The organism is Achromobacter arsenitoxydans SY8, from assembly GCF_000236785.1.
Lineage (GTDB): Bacteria > Pseudomonadota > Gammaproteobacteria > Burkholderiales > Burkholderiaceae_B > Achromobacter > Achromobacter arsenitoxydans.
The window spans coordinates 46,666-64,574 of the sequence record NZ_AGUF01000085.1; the positions used below are offsets into that span (position 1 = coordinate 46,666).

Sequence of the window (17,909 nt, forward strand, 5' to 3'; positions counted from 1 at the left end):
CGATGCAGCTGATCTCAGAACATATCGCGGAGCTGGTGCCGCCCCTGCTGGAGGGGCTGGCCGTCACGCTCCAGATCATGGCCGGGGCGGTCGTGCTGGCAGTGCCGCTGGCGCTCCTGGGCGGCATGGGCCGCCTGTCGTCCCTTCGGCCGGTGCGGTGGGCGGCGTCGGTCTATGTCGAAGTCTTCCGGGGCACGTCCGCCCTGGTGCAGCTCTTTTGGTTTTACTTCGTGCTGCCGCTGTTCGGCGTGCAGCTGCCGGCCATGCTGGTGGGCATCGTGGTGCTGGCGCTGAACGCCGGGGCCTACGGCGCGGAAGTGGTGCGCGGCGCCATCCGCGCGGTGGCGCCGGGCCAGCGCGAGGCAGGCGTGGCGCTGAACCTCACACGCGGCCAGATCATGCGCCGCATTGTGCTGCCGCAGGCGGTCCCGGCCATGCTGCCGCCCGCCGGCAACCTATTGATCGAACTGCTGAAGAACACTGCGCTGGTGTCGCTGATCACCATCACCGATCTGACCTTCCGGGGCCAGCTGCTGCGCAGCGAAACCCTGCGCACCACCGAAATCTTCACCCTGATGCTGCTGATGTACTTCGCGGTGGCCTTGCTGATCACGGCGGGCGTGCGCCTGCTTGAGCGGAGGGTCCGAGTCCGATGACACCGATATTCGATTGGTCCTTCGCGCTGGAAATCCTGCCCACCCTGGGTTCCGCGCTCGTCATCACGATCCAGGCCACCGTGCTGGGGATGCTGGTGGCCGTCACGCTAGGCCTGGCGCTGGCGATGTTGCGCCGCTCTCGCCTGCGCATCGTGTCCCTGCCCACGGCCTTTTTCATCGAGTTCGTGCGCAGCACGCCGCTGCTGGTGCAGATGTACTTCCTGTTCTACGTGCTGCCATTGACGGGGGCGCGGATGTCGCCGCTCATGACCGGCATCGTGGCGCTGGGCCTGCACTACGCCACGTATTGCGCCGAGGTCTACCGCGCCGGCATCGAGGCGGTGCCGCGCGGGCAATGGGAAGCGGCCACGGCGTTGAACATGTCGCGCTGGCGCACCGCCATCGGCGTGGTCTTGCCGCAGGCGATTCCGCCCGTGGTGCCCGCGCTGGGCAATTACCTGGTGGCGATGTTCAAGGACACGCCGCTGTTGTCGGCCATTACCGTGGTGGAACTGCTGCAGCAGAGCAAGATGATCGGGTCCGCCACGTTCCGGTACACCGAACCCCTGACGCTGGTGGGCGTGCTGTTCCTGGCGCTGAGCCTGGTCGCGGCCTGGGGAGTGCGCGGCCTTGAGGCCCGCCTGCAACGATATGGAGGAAAGCGATGAGCGCCAGCCTGAACATCAAGAATCTGCATAAGCGCTACGGGGAACTGGAGGTGCTGCGCGGCATCAATCTGGAGATTCCGGCAGGGCAGACAGTCGCCGTCATCGGTCCTTCGGGGTCGGGCAAGTCCACGCTGCTGCGCGTGCTGATGACACTGGATCGGCCCAGCAGCGGCGACATTGAGATCGACGGTCAGCCGATGTGGACGGACGAGCAGGGCCGTCCTGCGGGCCCGAACTCCGAGCATCTGCGCAAGGTGCGCGGCAAGATCGGCATGGTGTTCCAGCACTTCAATCTGTTCCCGCACATGACCGCGCTGGGCAACGCCATGGAAGCGCCGGTGCATGTGCTCGGCATGTCGCGGGACCAGGCGCGCGAGCGCGCGGTCGAATACCTGGACATGGTGGGCCTGGGCGACAAACTGGATGTCTACCCCGCGCAGTTGTCGGGCGGGCAAAAGCAGCGCGTGGGTATCGCGCGCGCGCTGGCGATGTGTCCTGAGATCATGCTGTTTGACGAAGTCACGTCCGCGCTGGATCCCGAGCTGGTGGGCGGCATCCTGCAGATCCTGCGCGACCTGTCGGCCCGCCGCAGCATGACCATGATCATCGTCACGCACCAGATGAAATTCGCCGAACGCAGCTCGGACCGCACCTTGTTCTTCGATCAGGGCAACATCGTCGAGGACGCGGAATCGTCCGTGCTGTTCAGCCAGCCCAAAGAGGAGCGCACGCGCCAGTTCCTGGATTGCGTGATCGAAGGGCAATAGTCGATGGCCGGGGCTGCGGAATTTAACCCTGCCGCAGGCCCCGGGATTGCCGCCATTTCGACGCGCGGGCGCTATGCTGTGGCGTCCAACGCTCCGGAGCTTCACCCATGAGTCACCTGTTCAGCACCACGTCAATCGGCAACGTACCACTGGCCAATCGCATCGTCATTGCGCCCATGTGCGAATACTCCGCGGAAGAAGGCCGTGCGACCGACTGGCACATGATCCATCTGGGGCACCTGGCACTGTCCGGCGCCGGACTGCTGTTCACGGAGGCCACCGCGGTGGAGCCCGACGGCCGCATTTCTCCGGGAGACCTCGGCCTCTGGTCCGACGAAACAGAGGCCGCGCTGGGCAAGGTGGTCGCCGCTGTGCGCCGTTACTCGCCCATCAAGCTGGGCATCCAGCTGGGCCATGCCGGCCGCAAGGCATCCAGCGACGCGCCCTGGAACGGCGGCCAGCTCGTGCCCGCCAGCGAAGGCGGCTGGCAAGGGTGGGCGCCGTCGGCCTTGGCGCACAATGCGCATGAACCCGCGCCCCATGCCCTGGACGCAGCGGGCCTTGAGCGCGTTCGCGATGCGTTCCTCGACAGCGCGCGCCGCGCCTTGCGCCTGGGCTTCGACGCCATCGAACTCCACGCCGCGCACGGCTATCTGCTGCACCAGTTCCTGTCGCCGCTGTCGAACCGGCGCGAAGACGCTTATGGCGGTTCGCTGGAAAACCGCATGCGCTTTCCGCTGGAAGTGTTCCAGGCCCTGCGTGAAATCACGCCGCCGGAGGTTGCGCTGGGCGTGCGCGTGTCCGCCACCGACTGGGTCGACGGGGGCTGGGACCTGGAGCAGACGCTGGTGTTTGCGCAGGCGCTGAAGGACCGCGGCTGCGAATTCATCGACGTGTCGAGCGGCGGCGTGTCGTCGCAGCAGAAGATCCCGGTGGGCCCGAACTATCAGGTGCCGTTTGCCGAAGAGATCAAGCGCAAGATCGGCCTGCCCACCATCACGGTCGGCCTGATCACCGAGGCGCAGCAGGCCGAGGACATCCTCGCGCAGGGCAAGGCCGATATGGTCGCGCTGGCGCGCGGCATGCTCTACGATCCGCGCTGGCCCTGGCATGCCGCCGCGCAACTGGGCGGCCAGGTCGATGCGCCGCGCCAGTACTGGCGTTCGCAGCCGCGCGAATTGAAGGCCCTGTTCGGCGAGACGCGCTTCGGCCAGCGATAGGCAAGGCCGGCGCCAACAAAAAAACGCCGCGATGCGGCGTTTTTCATGACCCGGTTCCGCGCGGCTTACAGGCGCGAATACGCGAGTTCCAGTTCGCGGTGCAGGACGTCGGCGAAGTCGGCGCTGGCGGGATCCTGCTGCGACAGCAGGCGGGCCAGCACGACGTTGTCTTCTTCGCCGTTCCAGATCTTGATGTAGGTGCCTTCCTTGTAGCCGTGCTGCTGGCGGAAGATGTTCAGGACGTTCTTCGACACGTATTGCGTGTAGGCGTCGTTCCAGCTCATGTCGCAGGCGGTCATGGTCTGTTCCAGGACCTTGAAGCTGGCGCGTCCGCACACCGCCAGGCCGCCGATGAGCTCCAGCAGTTCGGGCACGTTCAGCGCGTCCAGGGCGTAGGACTTGCCGTCCAGCGCGACCGTGGCGGGGGAGGCCAGGTCGGCCACCAGCGCGCGCGCGGCGGCTTCGACGTCGCCGCCCGCCTGGACGATGGTGTGCGACAGGTAGAAATGCAGGATGTCCACCAGTTCCATCTGCACCTGGGGCAGGTCGATGGTCTGCTTCTTCCACCACTTCCAGCCGTAGTGTTCCAGTGCTTCGGCCGACTCGACGAAGGCGGCGCGCAGGAAGCGGGCTCCGCCATTGATCCAGTCCGGATTGATCATGCTGTTCAGGTGGCCTTGCAGCTTCAGCATCGTGGCCGCCTGGGCCTGGTTCAATCCGACAACGTTGTTCACTTTCTCTCCGGGAATCGTGGGGGTCTTTGCGACTGGGCGCAGATGTTAGCACCATTGCGCCAGCCGCCCGCCGGGTTTCAGCCGCCGTCCTTGCGGTAGGAAGAGGGCGTCAGCGGCGGCAGTTTTTCCAGGGGCGTCTTGCGCGGATTGCGCGCGCCGCTGGCCGCCTTGAACAGCATGAAGGCAAAGAAAGCCAGGAAGATGGCGGGGATCATCTCGTCCATGTCGAACCGGGGGTTGTGCAGCGCACGGAACCCGATGTTGACGGCGGCCCAGCCGGCCAGCATGCCTGCAATCGTCAGCACAACGCCGATTTTGCGCTGGCGCGCATGCCGGGCCAGCGAAACCGTGCCTTCGTCGGCCTGCGCGGGCGCAGTGGCGCCGGGGGCGGTCCGCGACTGCAGCGGGGGCGGGGCGGTATTGCCCCAAGGGGCGTCGGACAGCGAGCCAGGCGCCGTGGGCGCCTCGCGGCGGGCGCTGCCAGTATCGGAAGCCCGTCCGGGCGCGGCGCCGCCCGCGCGTGTCAGGTTTTCGATGTAACGCGCGAAATCGCCGTTCTTGGGCTCGCCATCAATGGCCATCAGGCTCTCCGGTTCAGTTGCCCCGCCGTACCCGCACCGGTTGGCGGCGCTTGCGCAGCATGGCTAGCAATAGCCCGCATCCTAGCAAAACGGAGAGGCCCGCGCCGATCATCATGGCGATCTGCTGGGCGTTTTCGGCGGCGCCCAGGCTGCGCGCGGTAATGTAGCCCGGCGCCAGCATCAGCGGCATCCACAGCACGGCCGACAGCACGTTCGCCAGCTGGAACTTGCCATGCGCCATGCCCATCACCCCCGCGACGGTGGGGATGGTGGAGCGGATGGGGCCAAGGAAGCGGCCGATCAGGACCGACGCGAAGCCGTAGCGGTAGAAGAACAGCCGGGCCCGCGCCACGCCGGTGCGCTGCTGCTTGAGCGGCCAGCGGCGCAGCACGCCCGGCCCCAGCCAGCGGCCCAGCCCATAGGACAGGGCGTCGCCCACGATGGCGCCGGCGATACCCCAGACCAGGATGCCCCAGGGCGGCAGCGTGCCGGACCCGATCAGGCCGCCCGTCAGCAGCATCAGGGCGGTCGCGGGAATGAAAAGGCCCAGGAGTACCATGGACTCGCCAAGCGTGAGCAGAAAAGTGATCGGGCCGGCCCAGGCCTGGTTGGCTTCGATGAACTGGCCGATCGCGGTGATGTATTGGTCCATGAATGGGAAGTTGAAAATTAGCTGAACGCAATCGGGTATGTTAACGCCTGCGCGGGCCGCCCACAGGCGGCTAGGCCAAATGGCGGACGCTCAACGTTGGAGAACCATGGATTCAGTTACACAAGCGGTGCTGGGCGCCGGCATACAGGGCGCCATGCTGGGACGCGTCCAGGGCAGGCGGGCGCTGATCTACGGCGCGGCCCTGGCCACCCTGCCGGACCTGGATGTCCTGATGAGTTATCCCGATCCCGTGTCGCTCATGACGTATCACCGGGGTTTCTCGCATTCGGTCTTCGTCCTGACCGGGCTGGCGCTCCTGCTGGCCTGGCTGATCCGCAAATACTGGCCCCAGGCGCCCTATAGCGGACGAAGGCTCTTCCTGACCATCTGGCTGGTTCTGGTGACGCATCCCATCCTGGATGCGTTCACGGTCTATGGCACGCAATTGTTCTGGCCGCTCGCGACCATTCCAGAAAGCTGGTCGGCCATTTTCATCATCGACCCGGTCTACACCGTGCCCCTGCTGCTGGCCGTGCTGTTCGCCATCGCTTTCGGGCTGAAACGAACCGCGCGCCGGCTGCTGGTCGCGGCCCTGGTCTTCAGCACGGCCTACCTGGGGTTCGGCCTGGCGGGGCGCATGGCGGCGGAACACCGCGTGCGCGAGGCCATGCAGGGGCAGGGCATTGCCGTTGCCGAGCTCAGGGCCACGCCGATGCCCTTCAACACGCTGGTGTGGCGCGTGATCGCCAAGACCCCGGACGGCCACTATTACGAGGCAGTCAGCAGCCTTTTCGACCGCGAGACGCCGGAATGGGTGCGCCTGCCGCTGAACCTGGATATCGGCCAGGCCCTGGCGGGCGTGCCGCTGCACGAACGGCTGCGCTGGTTCACGGATGACTGGCTGCGCTACGACGCCATCGGCGATGCCCTGGTGGTGTCGGACCTGCGAATGGGCATGGCCGGGCACTACACCTTCCGCTTCAAGATGGCCGAGCGGGCCGCGGACGGCGCCTGGAAGCCGGTGACGCCTTCCGTCTGGCCGACCGACCGTGGCGGGTGGTCCGAACTGAAGCTGGTGCTGAGGCGCATTCTTCACGCCCAGCCGCCGTTGCCCCTGGCCCAATGGTCGGAGCTGGCGAAAGAATAGGAATAGCGGAATAGGAATAGCGCCCCGTTTTCGCGCTCCTTGCCCCAAGCCCCTTGTGTGAACAGCACCCCAAAAGTTGGATACCGGTCCAACTTTTGGGGTGTTTTTCATGGTCCGCGCGTATTGACCAGTTTCCTTCGCTTGCATTATTCTTGTTCTCTAATAAGGAACTTAGGTTCCGTTTTATGGAACAAGCATGAGTATTCTAGACGGCGTCCAACGCGTGCTCTCGCTCTATGCGGAAGGCGCGGCCGAGCTGAGCTTCACCGAAGTCGCCGCTCGCCTGGCCATGCCCAAGAGCACGGCGTCGCGCCTGCTCAACCAGATGCAGAACTACGGCATGCTGGACCAGGATGCGGCCACGCGCCGCTATCGCCCCGGCGCGCTGCTGACTCAGGCCGTGCGCGCGGGCATGGCGGCCACACCGCTGGATGAGGCCTGCCGCGCCGTGCTGGCCCGGCTTTCGGACGACAGCGGCCTCACCGCGTATCTCTCCACCCTTAATCAGCGCGAAACCGTCGTGCTGCAGCGGCTGAACGGTTCACATCCCGTGCAAGTGCTGTCGCCGCCCGGATCGCGCCGCGCCGCCTCGGGCACGGCGATGGGCCGGGCGCTGCTGTCGCGGCTGACCGACACCGAATTCCAGGCGCTGTATGGCTCGGATGCTTCGCTGCCCCTGCCGGTGGAAGGGCGCGATTGCCCCGCAACCGTCGGCGACCTGACCCGGCTGGTGGCGCAGACCCGCGCGGACCATTGCGGCGTCGCCATCGACCAGGCCATGCCTGGCATCGGCGCCGTGGCCGCGGCGGTGCGCGATCCGGCCACCGGCGAACTGCGCGGTCTGTGCCTGTCGTTTGTGTCCTTCCAGGCGGACGCCGCGCGGGTGGCGCGCCTGCGCGAATCCGTGCTCGACCAGGTGGCCGCGCTGGGCCGCGAACTGAACGATCCCTATTGGCTGAACTGACTACCTGAATCCGCGGAGGCGCCCGTCCGGGCCGCCTTCAAAAAATCTCCCTACCGGAAACCTTCTCCATGAACCTCCTGCTTCTCAGCAATTCCAGCAGCGACGCCGGCTACCTGGTCCACGCCATGGCCGACATCCGCGAACTGATCGAGTCCCTGCCGCAGGGCGCCCCGGCCGTGTTCGTGCCCTACGCGGGCGTCACGCGCAATTGGGACGACTACACGGCGCTGGTGGCGTCGGCGCTGGCTGATACCGGCCTGGATATCCAGGGCCTGCACCTTGCCCAGGATCCGGTCGCGGCGCTCGAAGGCGCGGCGGTCATCATCGTCGGCGGCGGCAACACGTTCAACCTGCTGGGCCAGCTGCGCCGCCAGGGACTGCTGGAAGTCGTGGCGCGCCGCGTGCGCGAAGGCGCGGCCTACCTGGGCTGGAGCGCCGGTTCCAACCTGACGTGCCCCACCATCTGCACGACCAACGACATGCCCATTACGGACCCGCAGGGCTTCGATGCGCTGGGCCTGCTGTCCTTTCAGATCAATCCGCACTACACCAACGCCCATCCTCCGGGCCACCGCGGCGAAACGCGCGCCCAGCGCCTGGCCGAGTTCTGCACGCTGAACCCGTCCATGCCCGTCCTGGGCCTGCCGGAAGGCGCCGCGCTGCGCGTGCGCGGCCACAAGGTCGCGCTGGTCGGTCCGCACGATGCGCCGCTGTTCAAGGGCCACGAAGAGCCGCGCATGTTCCGTCCCGGTCCCGTGGAGATCTCGGCATGAAGCAGGTCATCGACACCATCGAACTGCTGTCGTCGGCGCACGTCACGGGCGAGGCCGTCGCGCAGGTCCTGCGCGACGCAGGAGACTGCGACGTGGAGGTGACTCGCCTGGAGCGCGACGGCGCCGCCACGGAGTTCCTGTCCATCGTCATTCCCGGCGCCGATGCGTCGGCGCCGCAACTGGGCATCGTGGGCCGGCTGGGCGGCATCGGCGCCCGTCCCGCGGTGACTGGGCTGGTTTCCGACAGCGACGGCGCCGTGGTCGCCATTGCCGCCGCGCTCAAGCTGATGGCCATGGCCCGGCAGGGCGATGTGATGCCGGGCACCGTGCGCATCCGCACCCATATTTGCCCGCGCGCCGGCACGCGGCCGCACCATCCGGTGCCGATGATGCGTTCGCCGTTTCCCATGCGCGAAATGATGTCGCACGAAGTCGACCCCCGCATGGACGCCATCCTGTCCGTGGACACGACGCGCGGCAACCGCCTCGTCAACAAGCGCGGTGTCGCGCTCACGCCGGTCGCCAAGCAGGGCTACCTGCTGCGCATCCCCGAAACCATGCTCGACGTGATGGGCTGGGTCAGCGGCGAACTGCCGGTGACGCTGCCGCTGACCACGCAGGACATCACGCCTTACGAGAACGGCCTTTGGCACGTGAACTCGCTGATGCAGCCGACGATCGTCACGGACGCGCCTGTTGTGGGCGTGGCGCTGACGGCGCAGACCACCGTTCCGGGCTGCGCCACGGGTGTTACGAATGCCGTCGACGCCGACGTCGCCATGCGCTTCTGCATCGAGATCGCCAAGCTGTACGGCCAGCGCACCATGACTTTCTTCGACGACGCCGAATGGGGCGCGCTGCAAGCCCGCTATGGTTCGATGGCGCACCTGCAGACCGTGGGCCGCGCCGACGGAGCCGCGCAATGAGCGCGCGCACGCCTCGCCGCGTGGCGTTTTTCACGATCGGGCAATCGCCGCGCAGCGACGTCGTGCCCGAAATGGCGCCGCTGCTGGGCGCGCACGTGCGCATTGACGAATTCGGCGCGCTGGACGGCCTGGATGCGGCGGCGCTGGCCGCGCTGGCGCCACGCCCGGGCGAATACCGCTTCGCCACGCGCATGCGAGACGGCGCGCAGATCGAACTGGATGCGGCCGCCGCCGAGGCCCGCCTGGCGCAGGTGATGCGGCAGGCGGACGGCGAGGGCTATGACGTGCTGGTGCCGTTGTGCACCGGCACGGCTATCGCGCCGATGCGCACGCTGGTGGTGGAGCCGCAGCAGGTCGTGGACCACCTGGTCGCCGGGCTGTCGCAGCACTGCCGCAAGGTGGGGCTCGTGGTGCCGCTGGAAGCGCAGGTCGACGCCTTCCACATGGTCGTGCCGCTGGAATGCGAAACGCACGTGGTGCATGCGTCGCCGTACGAGGCCGACGCCGGGCAGGCCGCGCGAAATTTCGAGGCCGCCGGCCGCGACCTCGCGTCCTGCGATCTGATTGTCATGCATTGCATGGGCTACGCCGAACACATGCGCCAGGCCGTGGCGCGCGCGTCGGGCCGGCCCGTCTTGCTGTCCAACCGCATGGTCGCGCAATCGCTGGCGCAAATACTGGAATAACGCCGCCGGACGCAATCCCGAAGCCCCGGCCGCATGAACAGAGTGCGGCGGGTCCGGGCGAGCGGCGAGAGGAGACGAAGCTGTCTTCGTCAATCATTTGTTGGGAGTGTTTTTTTATGTTCAGCCGTACCCTGCACCGCGCCGCTGGCGCACTGTTCGCCGTTACCGCGCTGTCGGCCACGCCGGCGCTTGCCGCCGACGCCTGGAAACCCGCCAAGCCGGTGCGCCTGCTGGTCGGCTTCGCGCCGGGCGGCTCGGCCGATACGCTGGCCCGCCTGCTGGCCGAGCCCCTGTCCCAGCGCCTGGGCCAGCCGGTCGTGGTCGAGAACCTGGCCGGCGCCGGCGGCAACATCATGGCCTACCGCCTGAGCCAGTCGCCCGCCGACGGCTACACCATCGGTATCGCCGCCGCCGGCTCCATGGCCATCACGCACGTGCTCAACCCCAAGGGCACGAACTACAAGCCCGGCGATTTCACGCCCATCACCCTGGCCGCCGTTCAGCCCAACGTCGTCATCGTGAACAAGGACGTGCCGGCCAACAATCTGGCCGAACTGAAGGAATACTTCCAGAAGACGCCGGCCGCCACCTACGGCACGGCCGGCGTGGGCATCTCCAACCACCTGATCGCCGAGACCATGCTGTACAAGCTGGGCGTGAAGGTGCCGCACGCGGCCTACCGCGGCGCCGCGCCCGTGATCACCGACCTGCTCGGTGGCCACATCGCGATGACGATGGACAATATCTCCACCGCTGCGCCGCTGGCCTCGCAAGGCAAGGTCAAGGCCATCGCCGTGGCGTCGATCAAGCGCGCGGCCCAGCTGCCCAACGTGCCCACGCTGGACGAGCAGGGCCTGAAGGGTTTCGACATGCCCACGTGGCAAGGCGTGTTCGCGCCGGCCGGCCTGCCCGCCGACGTGCTGGCCGCCTATTACGCGGCCCTGCAGGACGTGCTCAAGCAGCCCGCGCTGGTCGAGAAGATGGCTGGCCTGGGTTCGGAGCCTGTCACCGGCATGACGCCCGAGAAGTTCGGCGAGTTCCTGGAAAACGACCGCAAGCAGTGGGCGGATATCGTCAAGGCCGCGAACATCAGCCTGGAGCAGTGAGCCGCGCCAGCCGGCCTGGAAGCTGCAAAAAGCAAAACGCCAGATCCGCAACGGATCTGGCGTTTTTTTTGAGACCTTGCAGCGTGCAGGGCGGGGCGCTGGCTGGTTCCGGGCCGTGCCGGCTACGCAGGCATGCGCGCGGCGATTTCGGCGATCAGGCGGCGCGCGGCGTCCAGCTTGTCGCCTGCGGGCAGGGGGTGTGCGCCTTGCGCGTCGAACAACACCAGTTCCGTGGTGTCGGCGTCCATGACCTTGTGGGCCAGGTTGCCCACCAGCAACGGGATGCCCTTGCGCGCGCGCTTGGCCTCCGCGTGTTCGGCCAGCTTTTCGGTTTCGGCGGCAAAGCCCACGCACCAGGGGCCGTTATCGAGCTTGGCGACTTCGGCCAGGATGTCCGGATTGGGTTCGAATTCCATCAGGGGCGCGCCGCCGCCTTCGCTGGTTTTCTTCAGCTTCTGGGTGCTGACGTTCTTCACGCGCCAGTCGGCCACGGCGGCCACGGCGATGAAGATGTCGGCGTCGCCGACGCTGGCCATGACGGCGTCATGCATCTGGCGCGCGGTAGTGACCGGCAGGGCCGTCACGCCGCGCGGAACCGGCAGGAAGGTGGCGCCGGTGATCAGCGTGACGCGGGCGCCGGCCTCGCGCGCGGCCCGCGCCAGCGCGTAGCCCGTCTTGCCGGACGAGCGGTTGCTCAGGACGCGCACGGGGTCCACGGGTTCGGACGTGGGGCCGGCCGTAAGAAGCACGTGGCGGCCCGCCAGCAGCTTGGGCTGGAAGAAGGCGATCAGGTCGGTCAGCAGTTCGTGCGCTTCCAGCATCCGGCCGTCGCCGGTTTCGCCGCAAGCCTGTTCGCCGGCCGAAGGGCCCAGTACGCTGACGCCGTCGGCGCGTAGTTGTTCGACATTGCGCTGCGTGGCCGGGTTGGCCCACATTTCGCGGTTCATGGCGGGCGCCACCAGCAGGGGACAGGCCCGCGCCAGGCACAGCGTGGACAGCAGGTCGTCGGCCATGCCGTGCGCCAGTTTGGCCATGAAGTCGGCGCTGGCGGGCGCGATCAGCACGGCGTCCGCGCCGCGGGTCAGGTCGATGTGCGCCATGTTGTTGGGCACGCGCGCGTCCCATGCGTCCACGAACACCGGGCGGCCCGACAGGGCCTGCATGGTGACGGGCGTGATGAAGTGCGTGGCCGCCTCGGTCATCACCACGTCCACCGTGGCGCCTTGTTCGGTCATGCGCCGCACCAGCTCGGCGATTTTGTAGCAGGCGATGCCCCCGGTCAGTCCGAGGACGATACGTTTGCGGGCGAGATCGAGCATGAGGGCGGAGCGGCGGGTTCAGCGCCGTGAAAACGAGGAATGGAGGGTGATTTTATTCTGCATTACCGCAACGCGCCGTTCGTCTTGCGTTCAGGGGGCGTCAAACAGGACAAAAGCCATCCGGGCCGCGCCTTGAAGAGGGCCGCCCGGACGCGCTGGCGCGCCCGGGTCCGGATAGTCTGTCGCGCCGGCTCAGGCCTGCGGCTTGCGGGCGCGCAGCAGCTCGTCCAGCACCAGCAGCACCGCGCCGCAGGTGATGCCGACGTCCGCCAGGTTGAAGGCGGGGAATTGCCATTCGTTCCAGTAGAACAGCAGAAAGTCCACCACGTGGCCATACACCACACGGTCGATGACGTTGCCGATGGCGCCGCCCAGGATCAGCGTGAGCGCCAGGCTGAAGCGCGGCTGCTCGTGCGTGCGGCGCAGCATCCAGACGATCACCACGGCGGCCACGCAGCCCAGGCCGGTGAACAGCCAGCGCTGCCAGCCTTCCTCGGACGCAAGGAAGCTGAAGGCGGCCCCGCGGTTGAACACCAGCGTGAAGTCGAAAAACGGCAGGATGTTGACGCGCTCACCGTATTGGAAGGCGGTGTTGAAGTAGACCTTGGTCAGTTGGTCCAGCACGATGATCAGCGCGGCCAGCGCCAGCCAGCCGCCCACGCGCGCGGGCGCCGCGCGGGTGGGGGCGGCGCCCGTCACCCCGTTGTCGGAGGGGCGGGCCATGTTCAGGCCTTGTCGCGGGCTTCGCCCGAGCCGAACAGGTTGGACACGCAGCGGCCGCAGATCTCGGGGTGGTCCGCGTCCTGGCCCACGTCCAGGCGCCAGTGCCAGCAGCGTTCGCACTTCTTGTGCGCCGACGGCGTCACCTGGATGGTGGTTTCGCCTTCGCCTGCGTGCACGGTGGCGCGCGACACGATCAGCACAAAGCGCAGATCGTCGCCCAGGCTGGCCAGCAGCTGCTGGTCTTCGCCGCTGGCGGTCAGGTCCACTTCGGCCTGCAGCGACGAACCGATGTCGCCGGCCGTGCGCACTTCTTCCAGCTTGCGCTGGACTTCGGCGCGGATGGCGCGCAGGCGCGTCCACTTGGCCGTCAGCGCGTCGGCGTCTGCGAACGGCGGCAGCACGTGGTAGACCTCGGTGAAGATGGTCGCGCGGGCGGCGTCGGCCTGGTTCTTCAGGGCCGAGGCAACCAGCTCCTTCCAGGCCTCTTCCGCCGTGAACGACAGGATCGGGGCCATCAGCTTGAGCAGCGTCTGCGTCACGTCCAGCAGCGCAGTCTGCGCCGAACGGCGGGCCAGGCTGCCGGGAGCCGACGTGTACAGGCGGTCTTTCAGGATGTCCAGGTAGAACGCGCCCAGGTCTTCCGAGCAGAAGGTCTGCAGGCGCGACACCGCCGGGTGGAAGTCATAGCGCTCGTAGTTGGCCTGCACTTCCGATTGCATCTGCGCCGTCATGGCCAGCGCATAGCGGTCGATCTCGAACAGGTCGCCATAGGGCACGGCCTGCGACACGGCGTCGAAGTCCGCCAGGTTGGCCAGCAGGAAGCGCAGCGTGTTGCGGATGCGGCGGTAGCCTTCCACCACGCGCTTGAGGATCTCGTCCGAGATGGACAGTTCGCCCGAGTAATCGGTGGAAGCGACCCACAGGCGCAGGATTTCGGCGCCAAGCGAGTCGGACACCTTTTGCGGGGCGATCACGTTGCCCACCGACTTGCTCATCTTGCGGCCCTGGCCGTCCACGACGAAGCCGTGGGTCAGCAGCGCCTTGTAGGGCGGCTGGCCATAGAGCATGCAGCCCGTCAGCAGGGACGAATGGAACCAGCCGCGATGCTGGTCGGAGCCTTCCAGGTAGAGGTCGGCGGGCCAGGCGAGTTCAGCGCCGTGCGAGCCGGCGAATTCGCCGTCCTTGCCGCCCAGCACCGTGGCGTGCGTGCTGCCCGAATCGAACCACACGTCCAGCGTGTCGCGGTTCTTTTCGTACATGTCGGCTTCGTCGCCCAGCAGGTCGCGGGGCTCCAGGGCCTGCCAGGCTTCGATGCCGCTTTGCTCGACGCGCTGCGCAACCTGTTCCAGCAATTCGGAGGTGCGCGGGTGCAGTTCACCCGTTTCCTTGTGCACGAAGAAGGCCATCGGCACGCCCCACTGGCGCTGGCGCGACAGGGTCCAGTCCGGACGGTTGGCGATCATGGCGTGCAGCCGCGCGCGGCCCCAAGCCGGGAAGAACGCGGTGGCGTCGATGCCGGCCAGCGCCGATTCGCGCAGGGTCGGGCCGCCGTCCTTGGGGGCCACGTCCATGCCCGCGAACCATTGGCTGGTGGCGCGGTAGATGATCGGCGTCTTGTGGCGCCAGCAGTGCATGTAGCTGTGCTTGTGTTTTTCGACGTGCATCAGCGCGCCGGCTTCCTTCAGCGCTTCGACGATCTTGGGATTGGCGTCCCAGATGGACAGGCCGCCGAACAGCGCCAGGCTGTCCACGTACTTGCCGTCGCCCATGACCGGGCTGATGAAATCGGTGTCCTTCATGCCGTGCTCTTTGCACGACACGAAGTCCTCGATGCCGTAGGCGGGCGCCGAGTGCACCACGCCCGTGCCGGAATCGGCGGTCACGTAGTCGCCCAGGTAGGCGGGCGACTTGCGGTCGTACGCCGCATTGAACTGCGCCAGCGGATGGCGGAATTCGATGCCCGACAGCGCCTGGCCGGGCGCCGTGGCGATGATTTCGCCTTCCAGGTTCCAGGCCTTCAGGCAAGCTTCGACGCGTTCCTTGGCAATCAGCAGCAGGGGGCCGAACTTGGGCGCCGGCGACACGCGCACCAGCGCGTATTCGATTTCCGGGTGCAGGTTGAGCGCCTGGTTGGACGGGATGGTCCAGGGCGTGGTCGTCCAGATCACGATGGCGCCGTCGTCCACGGATTCCAGGCCGAACGCCTGCGCCAGCTTGCCGTGTTCGGCAAACGGGAAGGCGACGTCCACGGCCGGGTCGACGCGGTCTGCGTATTCCACTTCCGCTTCGGCCAGCGCCGAGCCACAGTCAAAGCACCAGTTCACGGGCTTCAGGCCGCGGAACACGTAGCCCTTGTCCAGGATCCGGCCCAGCGCGCGGATTTCATCAGCTTCGTTGCTGAAGTTCATCGTCATGTACGGACGATCCCACTCGCCCAGCACGCCCAGGCGCTTGAAGTCCTTGCGCTGGCGGTCGATCTGTTCGAGCGCGTAGGCGCGGGCCTTGGACTGCACTTCCGCCACGGGCAGGTGCTTGCCGTACTTCTTTTCGATCTGGATCTCGATGGGCATGCCGTGGCAGTCCCAGCCCGGCACGTAGTGCGCGTCATAGCCGGCCATGTTGCGGCTCTTGACGATGATGTCCTTCAGGATCTTGTTGACCGCGTGGCCGATGTGAATGTCGCCGTTCGCGTAGGGCGGGCCGTCATGCAGCACGAAGCGCGGCCGGCCGCGGCTGGCGGCACGGATCGCCTGGTAGACGTGGTTTTCCTCCCATTGCGCAATCCAGGCGGGCTCGCGCTTGGCGAGGTCGCCCCGCATGGGGAAGGGGGTATCGGGCAGGTTGAGGGTCTTTTTATAGTCCATGAACGGCAAAATAGGCGCGCGCGTTTCGCGCGTCTTCGGCGATGGCGGCAGTCAGGGAAGGGAGATCAGGAAATTTTTCTTCGTCCCGCAGCTTTTGCAGGAATTCGACGCGTACGAGTTTACCGTATGCATTGACGGTCTCGTCGAGCAGGTGCGCCTCTAGTAGCACGCGGCCACGGTCTTCGACGGTCGGGCGCACGCCCAGGCTCGCCACCGCCGGCAGGGCGCGGTCGGCCAGCCCGTAAACCTGGACGATATAGATGCCGGACCGCGCGGCGCAGCGCTCGGCTACGCGCAGATTCATCGTGGGAAAGCCCAGCGTGCGGCCCAGCTTCTGGCCGTGGATGACGTGCCCGCTGATATGGAACGGATGCCCCAGCAGATGGCGCGCGCGCTCCAGGTCGCCCACGGCCAGCGCGGTGCGCACCTCGGAACTGGAGATTCGGTGGCCCTGCCGGTCGGTCACGTCGGCCAGGGTCTGGACCTCGAAGCCGTGCAGCATGCCCGCTTCACGCAGCAGCTCGATGTCCCCGCTGCGCTTGTGGCCAAAACGGAAGTCTTCGCCCACGAGCAGCCATTTGGCCCGCAGGCCCTGCACCAGCAATTGCTCGATGAAGCTGTTGGCGGACATTTCGGCCAGCCGGGCGTTGAAGCGCTCGACCACGACCTGCGAAATGCCGTAGCGCGCCAGGGCGGCAAGCTTATCGCGCAGTCCGGAAATCCGGGTCGGCGCCAGCTCGGGGCGCTGGTTCAGCGTGGCGAAATACTCCCGCGGATGCGGCTCGAAGGTCATCACCGCGGGCGTCAGCCCACGCTCGCGGGCGACCTGGCAGACGCGTGCGAGCATGGCCTGGTGTCCGCGATGGACGCCGTCGAAATTGCCGATCGTCAGCGCGCAAGGGGCGCGCCGGTCGGGCGGAGGCAGGGATCGGTAGATGCGCAGCGATGGTTTCACGAGCGAGAGTTTACAATTTTGGATTACGGGTTTGTTCCTATCCCATCGCCGCCGACCGCACTGGCCGTTTTGCGCTCCGGATTTCCGGGGACGGACAGGCCCGATTTCCCTTGGAATTCTTCATCTTGCCGGAAACATCTTCTACCAAGCGCCGCCTTGTCATCCTGATTTCGGGGCGGGGCAGCAACATGCAGGCGCTGGCCGAGGCCTGCCGCAATGAGGGCTGGCCGGCCGAAGTCGCCGCCGTCATCGCCAGCCGTCCCGACGCGGCGGGGCTGGAGTGGGCGGCCGGGCAGGGCATCCCCACGGCCGCCCTGTATCACAAGGATTACGCCAGCCGCGACGCCTTCGATGCCGCGCTCGCGTCCGAAATCGACCGCTACGCGCCCGACTACGTCATCCTGGCCGGCTTCATGCGCGTGCTGACGCCCGGCTTCGTCAATCATTTCGCCGGCCGGCTGGTCAATATCCATCCGTCTCTGCTGCCGGCATTCCCCGGCCTGCACACCCACGCGCAGGCGCTGGCGACGGGCGTGCGGGTGCATGGCTGCACTGTGCATTTCGTCACCCCGGTGCTGGACCACGGCCCCATAATCGCCCAGGGCTGCGTGCCGGTCCTGGCGGGAGACACGCCGGAACTGCTGGCCAATCGCGTCCTGGCGGTGGAACATCAGGCTTTTCCCGCCGCGGTGCGCTGGCTGGCCGAAGGCCGGGTTACCCTGACGAGCGACCACCGTGTGGACGTCCAGGGCGATCCGGTCCGCCTTTTCTCCTGGACGCCGGCTGCCTAAGCGGCCCCGAATTGCTTTTATCGGGCGGAAGTTCTCCGCCCCTCTGGAATACACCATGACTAAACCCCAATCCCCGCGTTCCCGTCCGGCAGGCGCCCCGAGGGCAGCCTCCGAAGGACGCGATGGTCGGTCCTTTTTCTCGCGTCCCAAGGGCGACGCCCGCGAATCTCTCCCGCGTGAACGGACCGAACGCAGCGAAAGCCGTGGCGGTGAACGCAGTTCCTACGGTTCCGAGCGCCGCGAAGGCCAGGGCCGCCCGGACTCGCGCTCGTCCTTCGGCGGCGGCCGAGCGCGGCGAAGGCCGTCGGCGGCGACGTCGTCGGTTCCGTACGGTTCCGAGCGCCGCGAAGGCCAGGGCCGTCCCGGATTCGCGTTCC

The 17,909-nt window shown here is 67.2% G+C and carries 18 protein-coding genes and 1 pseudogene; 12 read left to right on the forward strand and 7 right to left on the reverse strand.

Going from position 1 to position 17,909, the window contains the following annotated elements; translation table 11 throughout:
• Nucleotides 1-2 precede the first annotated feature (2 nt).
• The 4 genes from ehuC to KYC_RS25880 all read left to right on the forward strand — a co-directional run bounded on the left by ehuC (nucleotide 3) and on the right by KYC_RS25880 (nucleotide 3,311).
• Nucleotides 3-656, forward strand: coding sequence for an ectoine/hydroxyectoine ABC transporter permease subunit EhuC (gene ehuC, locus KYC_RS25865; RefSeq protein ID WP_008168072.1), 654 nt, complete (start codon nucleotides 3-5; stop codon nucleotides 654-656).
• On the forward strand, nucleotides 653-1,324 hold the full coding sequence (ehuD, locus tag KYC_RS25870) for an ectoine/hydroxyectoine ABC transporter permease subunit EhuD (protein WP_008168075.1): 672 nt from the start codon (nucleotides 653-655) through the stop codon (nucleotides 1,322-1,324). Before ehuC ends, ehuD begins: the two co-directional genes overlap by 4 nt.
• On the forward strand, nucleotides 1,321-2,091 hold the full coding sequence (gene ehuA / locus KYC_RS25875; protein WP_008168077.1) for an ectoine/hydroxyectoine ABC transporter ATP-binding protein EhuA: 771 nt from the start codon (nucleotides 1,321-1,323) through the stop codon (nucleotides 2,089-2,091). The genes ehuD and ehuA overlap by 4 nt, the downstream gene beginning before the upstream one ends.
• 107 nt (nucleotides 2,092-2,198) lie before the next feature.
• Nucleotides 2,199-3,311 (forward strand): NADH:flavin oxidoreductase/NADH oxidase, encoded by a 1,113-nt coding sequence (locus KYC_RS25880; protein ID WP_008168079.1) that lies wholly within the window; start codon nucleotides 2,199-2,201, stop codon nucleotides 3,309-3,311.
• A 65-nt stretch (nucleotides 3,312-3,376) separates the two neighbouring features.
• Here the strand turns inward: KYC_RS25880 and KYC_RS25885 are convergent, their stop codons facing one another.
• The 3 genes from KYC_RS25885 to KYC_RS25895 form a co-directional block, all read right to left on the reverse strand.
• Nucleotides 3,377-4,027 (reverse strand): dUTP diphosphatase, encoded by a 651-nt coding sequence (locus KYC_RS25885; RefSeq protein WP_043519293.1) that lies wholly within the window; start codon nucleotides 4,025-4,027, stop codon nucleotides 3,377-3,379.
• A gap of 95 nt (nucleotides 4,028-4,122) precedes the next feature.
• Nucleotides 4,123-4,626, reverse strand: coding sequence for a hypothetical protein (locus KYC_RS25890; protein ID WP_008168083.1), 504 nt, complete (start codon nucleotides 4,624-4,626; stop codon nucleotides 4,123-4,125).
• Nucleotides 4,627-4,639: 13 nt separating this feature from the next.
• Nucleotides 4,640-5,278 carry a DedA family protein gene (locus KYC_RS25895; RefSeq protein ID WP_008168085.1) on the reverse strand — a complete coding sequence of 213 codons (639 nt, stop codon included), beginning with the start codon at nucleotides 5,276-5,278 and terminating at the stop codon, nucleotides 4,640-4,642.
• 106 nt (nucleotides 5,279-5,384) lie between these two features.
• On the opposite strand from KYC_RS25895, the gene KYC_RS25900 reads away from it, so the two are divergent.
• From KYC_RS25900 to KYC_RS25925, 6 genes are all read left to right on the forward strand, one after another.
• The gene (locus KYC_RS25900) at nucleotides 5,385-6,425 is read left to right on the forward strand and encodes a metal-dependent hydrolase (RefSeq protein WP_043519280.1); all 1,041 of its coding nucleotides are present in this window, start codon (nucleotides 5,385-5,387) and stop codon (nucleotides 6,423-6,425) included.
• Nucleotides 6,426-6,621: 196 nt separating this feature from the next.
• Nucleotides 6,622-7,389, forward strand: coding sequence for an IclR family transcriptional regulator (locus tag KYC_RS25905; RefSeq protein ID WP_008168089.1), 768 nt, complete (start codon nucleotides 6,622-6,624; stop codon nucleotides 7,387-7,389).
• Between the two features lie 68 nt (nucleotides 7,390-7,457).
• A complete protein-coding gene (pepE, locus tag KYC_RS25910; RefSeq protein ID WP_008168091.1) occupies nucleotides 7,458-8,162 on the forward strand; it encodes a dipeptidase PepE in 705 nt (234 codons plus the stop codon).
• Nucleotides 8,159-9,088: a DUF1177 domain-containing protein gene (locus tag KYC_RS25915; protein ID WP_008168092.1), complete on the forward strand. Its 930-nt coding sequence runs from the start codon at nucleotides 8,159-8,161 to the stop codon at nucleotides 9,086-9,088. Before pepE ends, KYC_RS25915 begins: the two co-directional genes overlap by 4 nt.
• A complete protein-coding gene (locus KYC_RS25920) occupies nucleotides 9,085-9,774 on the forward strand; it encodes an AroM family protein (protein WP_008168093.1) in 690 nt (229 codons plus the stop codon). Before KYC_RS25915 ends, KYC_RS25920 begins: the two co-directional genes overlap by 4 nt.
• A 116-nt stretch (nucleotides 9,775-9,890) precedes the next feature.
• Nucleotides 9,891-10,880 (forward strand): Bug family tripartite tricarboxylate transporter substrate binding protein, encoded by a 990-nt coding sequence (locus tag KYC_RS25925; RefSeq protein WP_008168094.1) that lies wholly within the window; start codon nucleotides 9,891-9,893, stop codon nucleotides 10,878-10,880.
• A gap of 122 nt (nucleotides 10,881-11,002) precedes the next feature.
• On the opposite strand, the gene coaBC is transcribed toward KYC_RS25925, so the two are convergent.
• From coaBC to KYC_RS25945, 4 genes are all read right to left on the reverse strand, one after another.
• Complete coding sequence (gene coaBC / locus KYC_RS25930; protein ID WP_008168095.1) at nucleotides 11,003-12,199, reverse strand: bifunctional phosphopantothenoylcysteine decarboxylase/phosphopantothenate--cysteine ligase CoaBC; 1,197 nt, start codon at nucleotides 12,197-12,199, stop codon at nucleotides 11,003-11,005.
• A gap of 192 nt (nucleotides 12,200-12,391) precedes the next feature.
• Entirely contained in the window at nucleotides 12,392-12,922 is a 531-nt protein-coding gene (gene lspA / locus KYC_RS25935; RefSeq protein WP_008168096.1) for a signal peptidase II, read from the reverse strand.
• A 2-nt stretch (nucleotides 12,923-12,924) separates the two neighbouring features.
• Nucleotides 12,925-15,786 carry an isoleucine--tRNA ligase gene (gene ileS / locus KYC_RS25940; RefSeq protein WP_008168097.1) on the reverse strand — a complete coding sequence of 954 codons (2,862 nt, stop codon included), beginning with the start codon at nucleotides 15,784-15,786 and terminating at the stop codon, nucleotides 12,925-12,927.
• Nucleotides 15,776-16,741 (reverse strand): bifunctional riboflavin kinase/FAD synthetase, encoded by a 966-nt coding sequence (locus KYC_RS25945; protein ID WP_008168099.1) that lies wholly within the window; start codon nucleotides 16,739-16,741, stop codon nucleotides 15,776-15,778. Before KYC_RS25945 ends, ileS begins: the two co-directional genes overlap by 11 nt.
• 125 nt (nucleotides 16,742-16,866) lie before the next feature.
• Between KYC_RS25945 and purN the strand changes: the two genes are divergently transcribed.
• Together purN and KYC_RS29995 are read left to right on the forward strand one after the other, a co-directional pair.
• Nucleotides 16,867-17,532, forward strand: a complete 666-nt coding sequence (purN, locus tag KYC_RS25950) for a phosphoribosylglycinamide formyltransferase (RefSeq protein WP_043519296.1) — start codon at nucleotides 16,867-16,869, stop codon at nucleotides 17,530-17,532.
• 55 nt (nucleotides 17,533-17,587) lie between these two features.
• Nucleotides 17,588-17,909: pseudogene (locus tag KYC_RS29995) on the forward strand (hypothetical protein); the annotation flags it as partial.

What these genes read in the sequence shown, in the direction of transcription:
- lspA (WP_008168096.1), bottom strand. Translation starts at nt 12,922, where the DNA reads ATGGCCCGCCCCTCCGACAACGGGGTGACGGGCGCCGCCCCCACCCGC.
- KYC_RS25925 (WP_008168094.1), top strand. Translation starts at nt 9,891, where the DNA reads ATGTTCAGCCGTACCCTGCACCGCGCCGCTGGCGCACTGTTCGCCGTT.
- KYC_RS25880 (WP_008168079.1), top strand. Translation starts at nt 2,199, where the DNA reads ATGAGTCACCTGTTCAGCACCACGTCAATCGGCAACGTACCACTGGCC.
- KYC_RS25905 (WP_008168089.1), top strand. Translation starts at nt 6,622, where the DNA reads ATGAGTATTCTAGACGGCGTCCAACGCGTGCTCTCGCTCTATGCGGAA.
- KYC_RS25895 (WP_008168085.1), bottom strand. Translation starts at nt 5,278, where the DNA reads ATGGACCAATACATCACCGCGATCGGCCAGTTCATCGAAGCCAACCAG.
- KYC_RS25915 (WP_008168092.1), top strand. Translation starts at nt 8,159, where the DNA reads ATGAAGCAGGTCATCGACACCATCGAACTGCTGTCGTCGGCGCACGTC.
- ehuA (WP_008168077.1), top strand. Translation starts at nt 1,321, where the DNA reads ATGAGCGCCAGCCTGAACATCAAGAATCTGCATAAGCGCTACGGGGAA.
- KYC_RS25920 (WP_008168093.1), top strand. Translation starts at nt 9,085, where the DNA reads ATGAGCGCGCGCACGCCTCGCCGCGTGGCGTTTTTCACGATCGGGCAA.
- KYC_RS25890 (WP_008168083.1), bottom strand. Translation starts at nt 4,626, where the DNA reads ATGGCCATTGATGGCGAGCCCAAGAACGGCGATTTCGCGCGTTACATC.
- ehuC (WP_008168072.1), top strand. Translation starts at nt 3, where the DNA reads ATGCAGCTGATCTCAGAACATATCGCGGAGCTGGTGCCGCCCCTGCTG.
- ehuD (WP_008168075.1), top strand. Translation starts at nt 653, where the DNA reads ATGACACCGATATTCGATTGGTCCTTCGCGCTGGAAATCCTGCCCACC.
- ileS (WP_008168097.1), bottom strand. Translation starts at nt 15,786, where the DNA reads ATGGACTATAAAAAGACCCTCAACCTGCCCGATACCCCCTTCCCCATG.
- coaBC (WP_008168095.1), bottom strand. Translation starts at nt 12,199, where the DNA reads ATGCTCGATCTCGCCCGCAAACGTATCGTCCTCGGACTGACCGGGGGC.
- pepE (WP_008168091.1), top strand. Translation starts at nt 7,458, where the DNA reads ATGAACCTCCTGCTTCTCAGCAATTCCAGCAGCGACGCCGGCTACCTG.
- KYC_RS25900 (WP_043519280.1), top strand. Translation starts at nt 5,385, where the DNA reads ATGGATTCAGTTACACAAGCGGTGCTGGGCGCCGGCATACAGGGCGCC.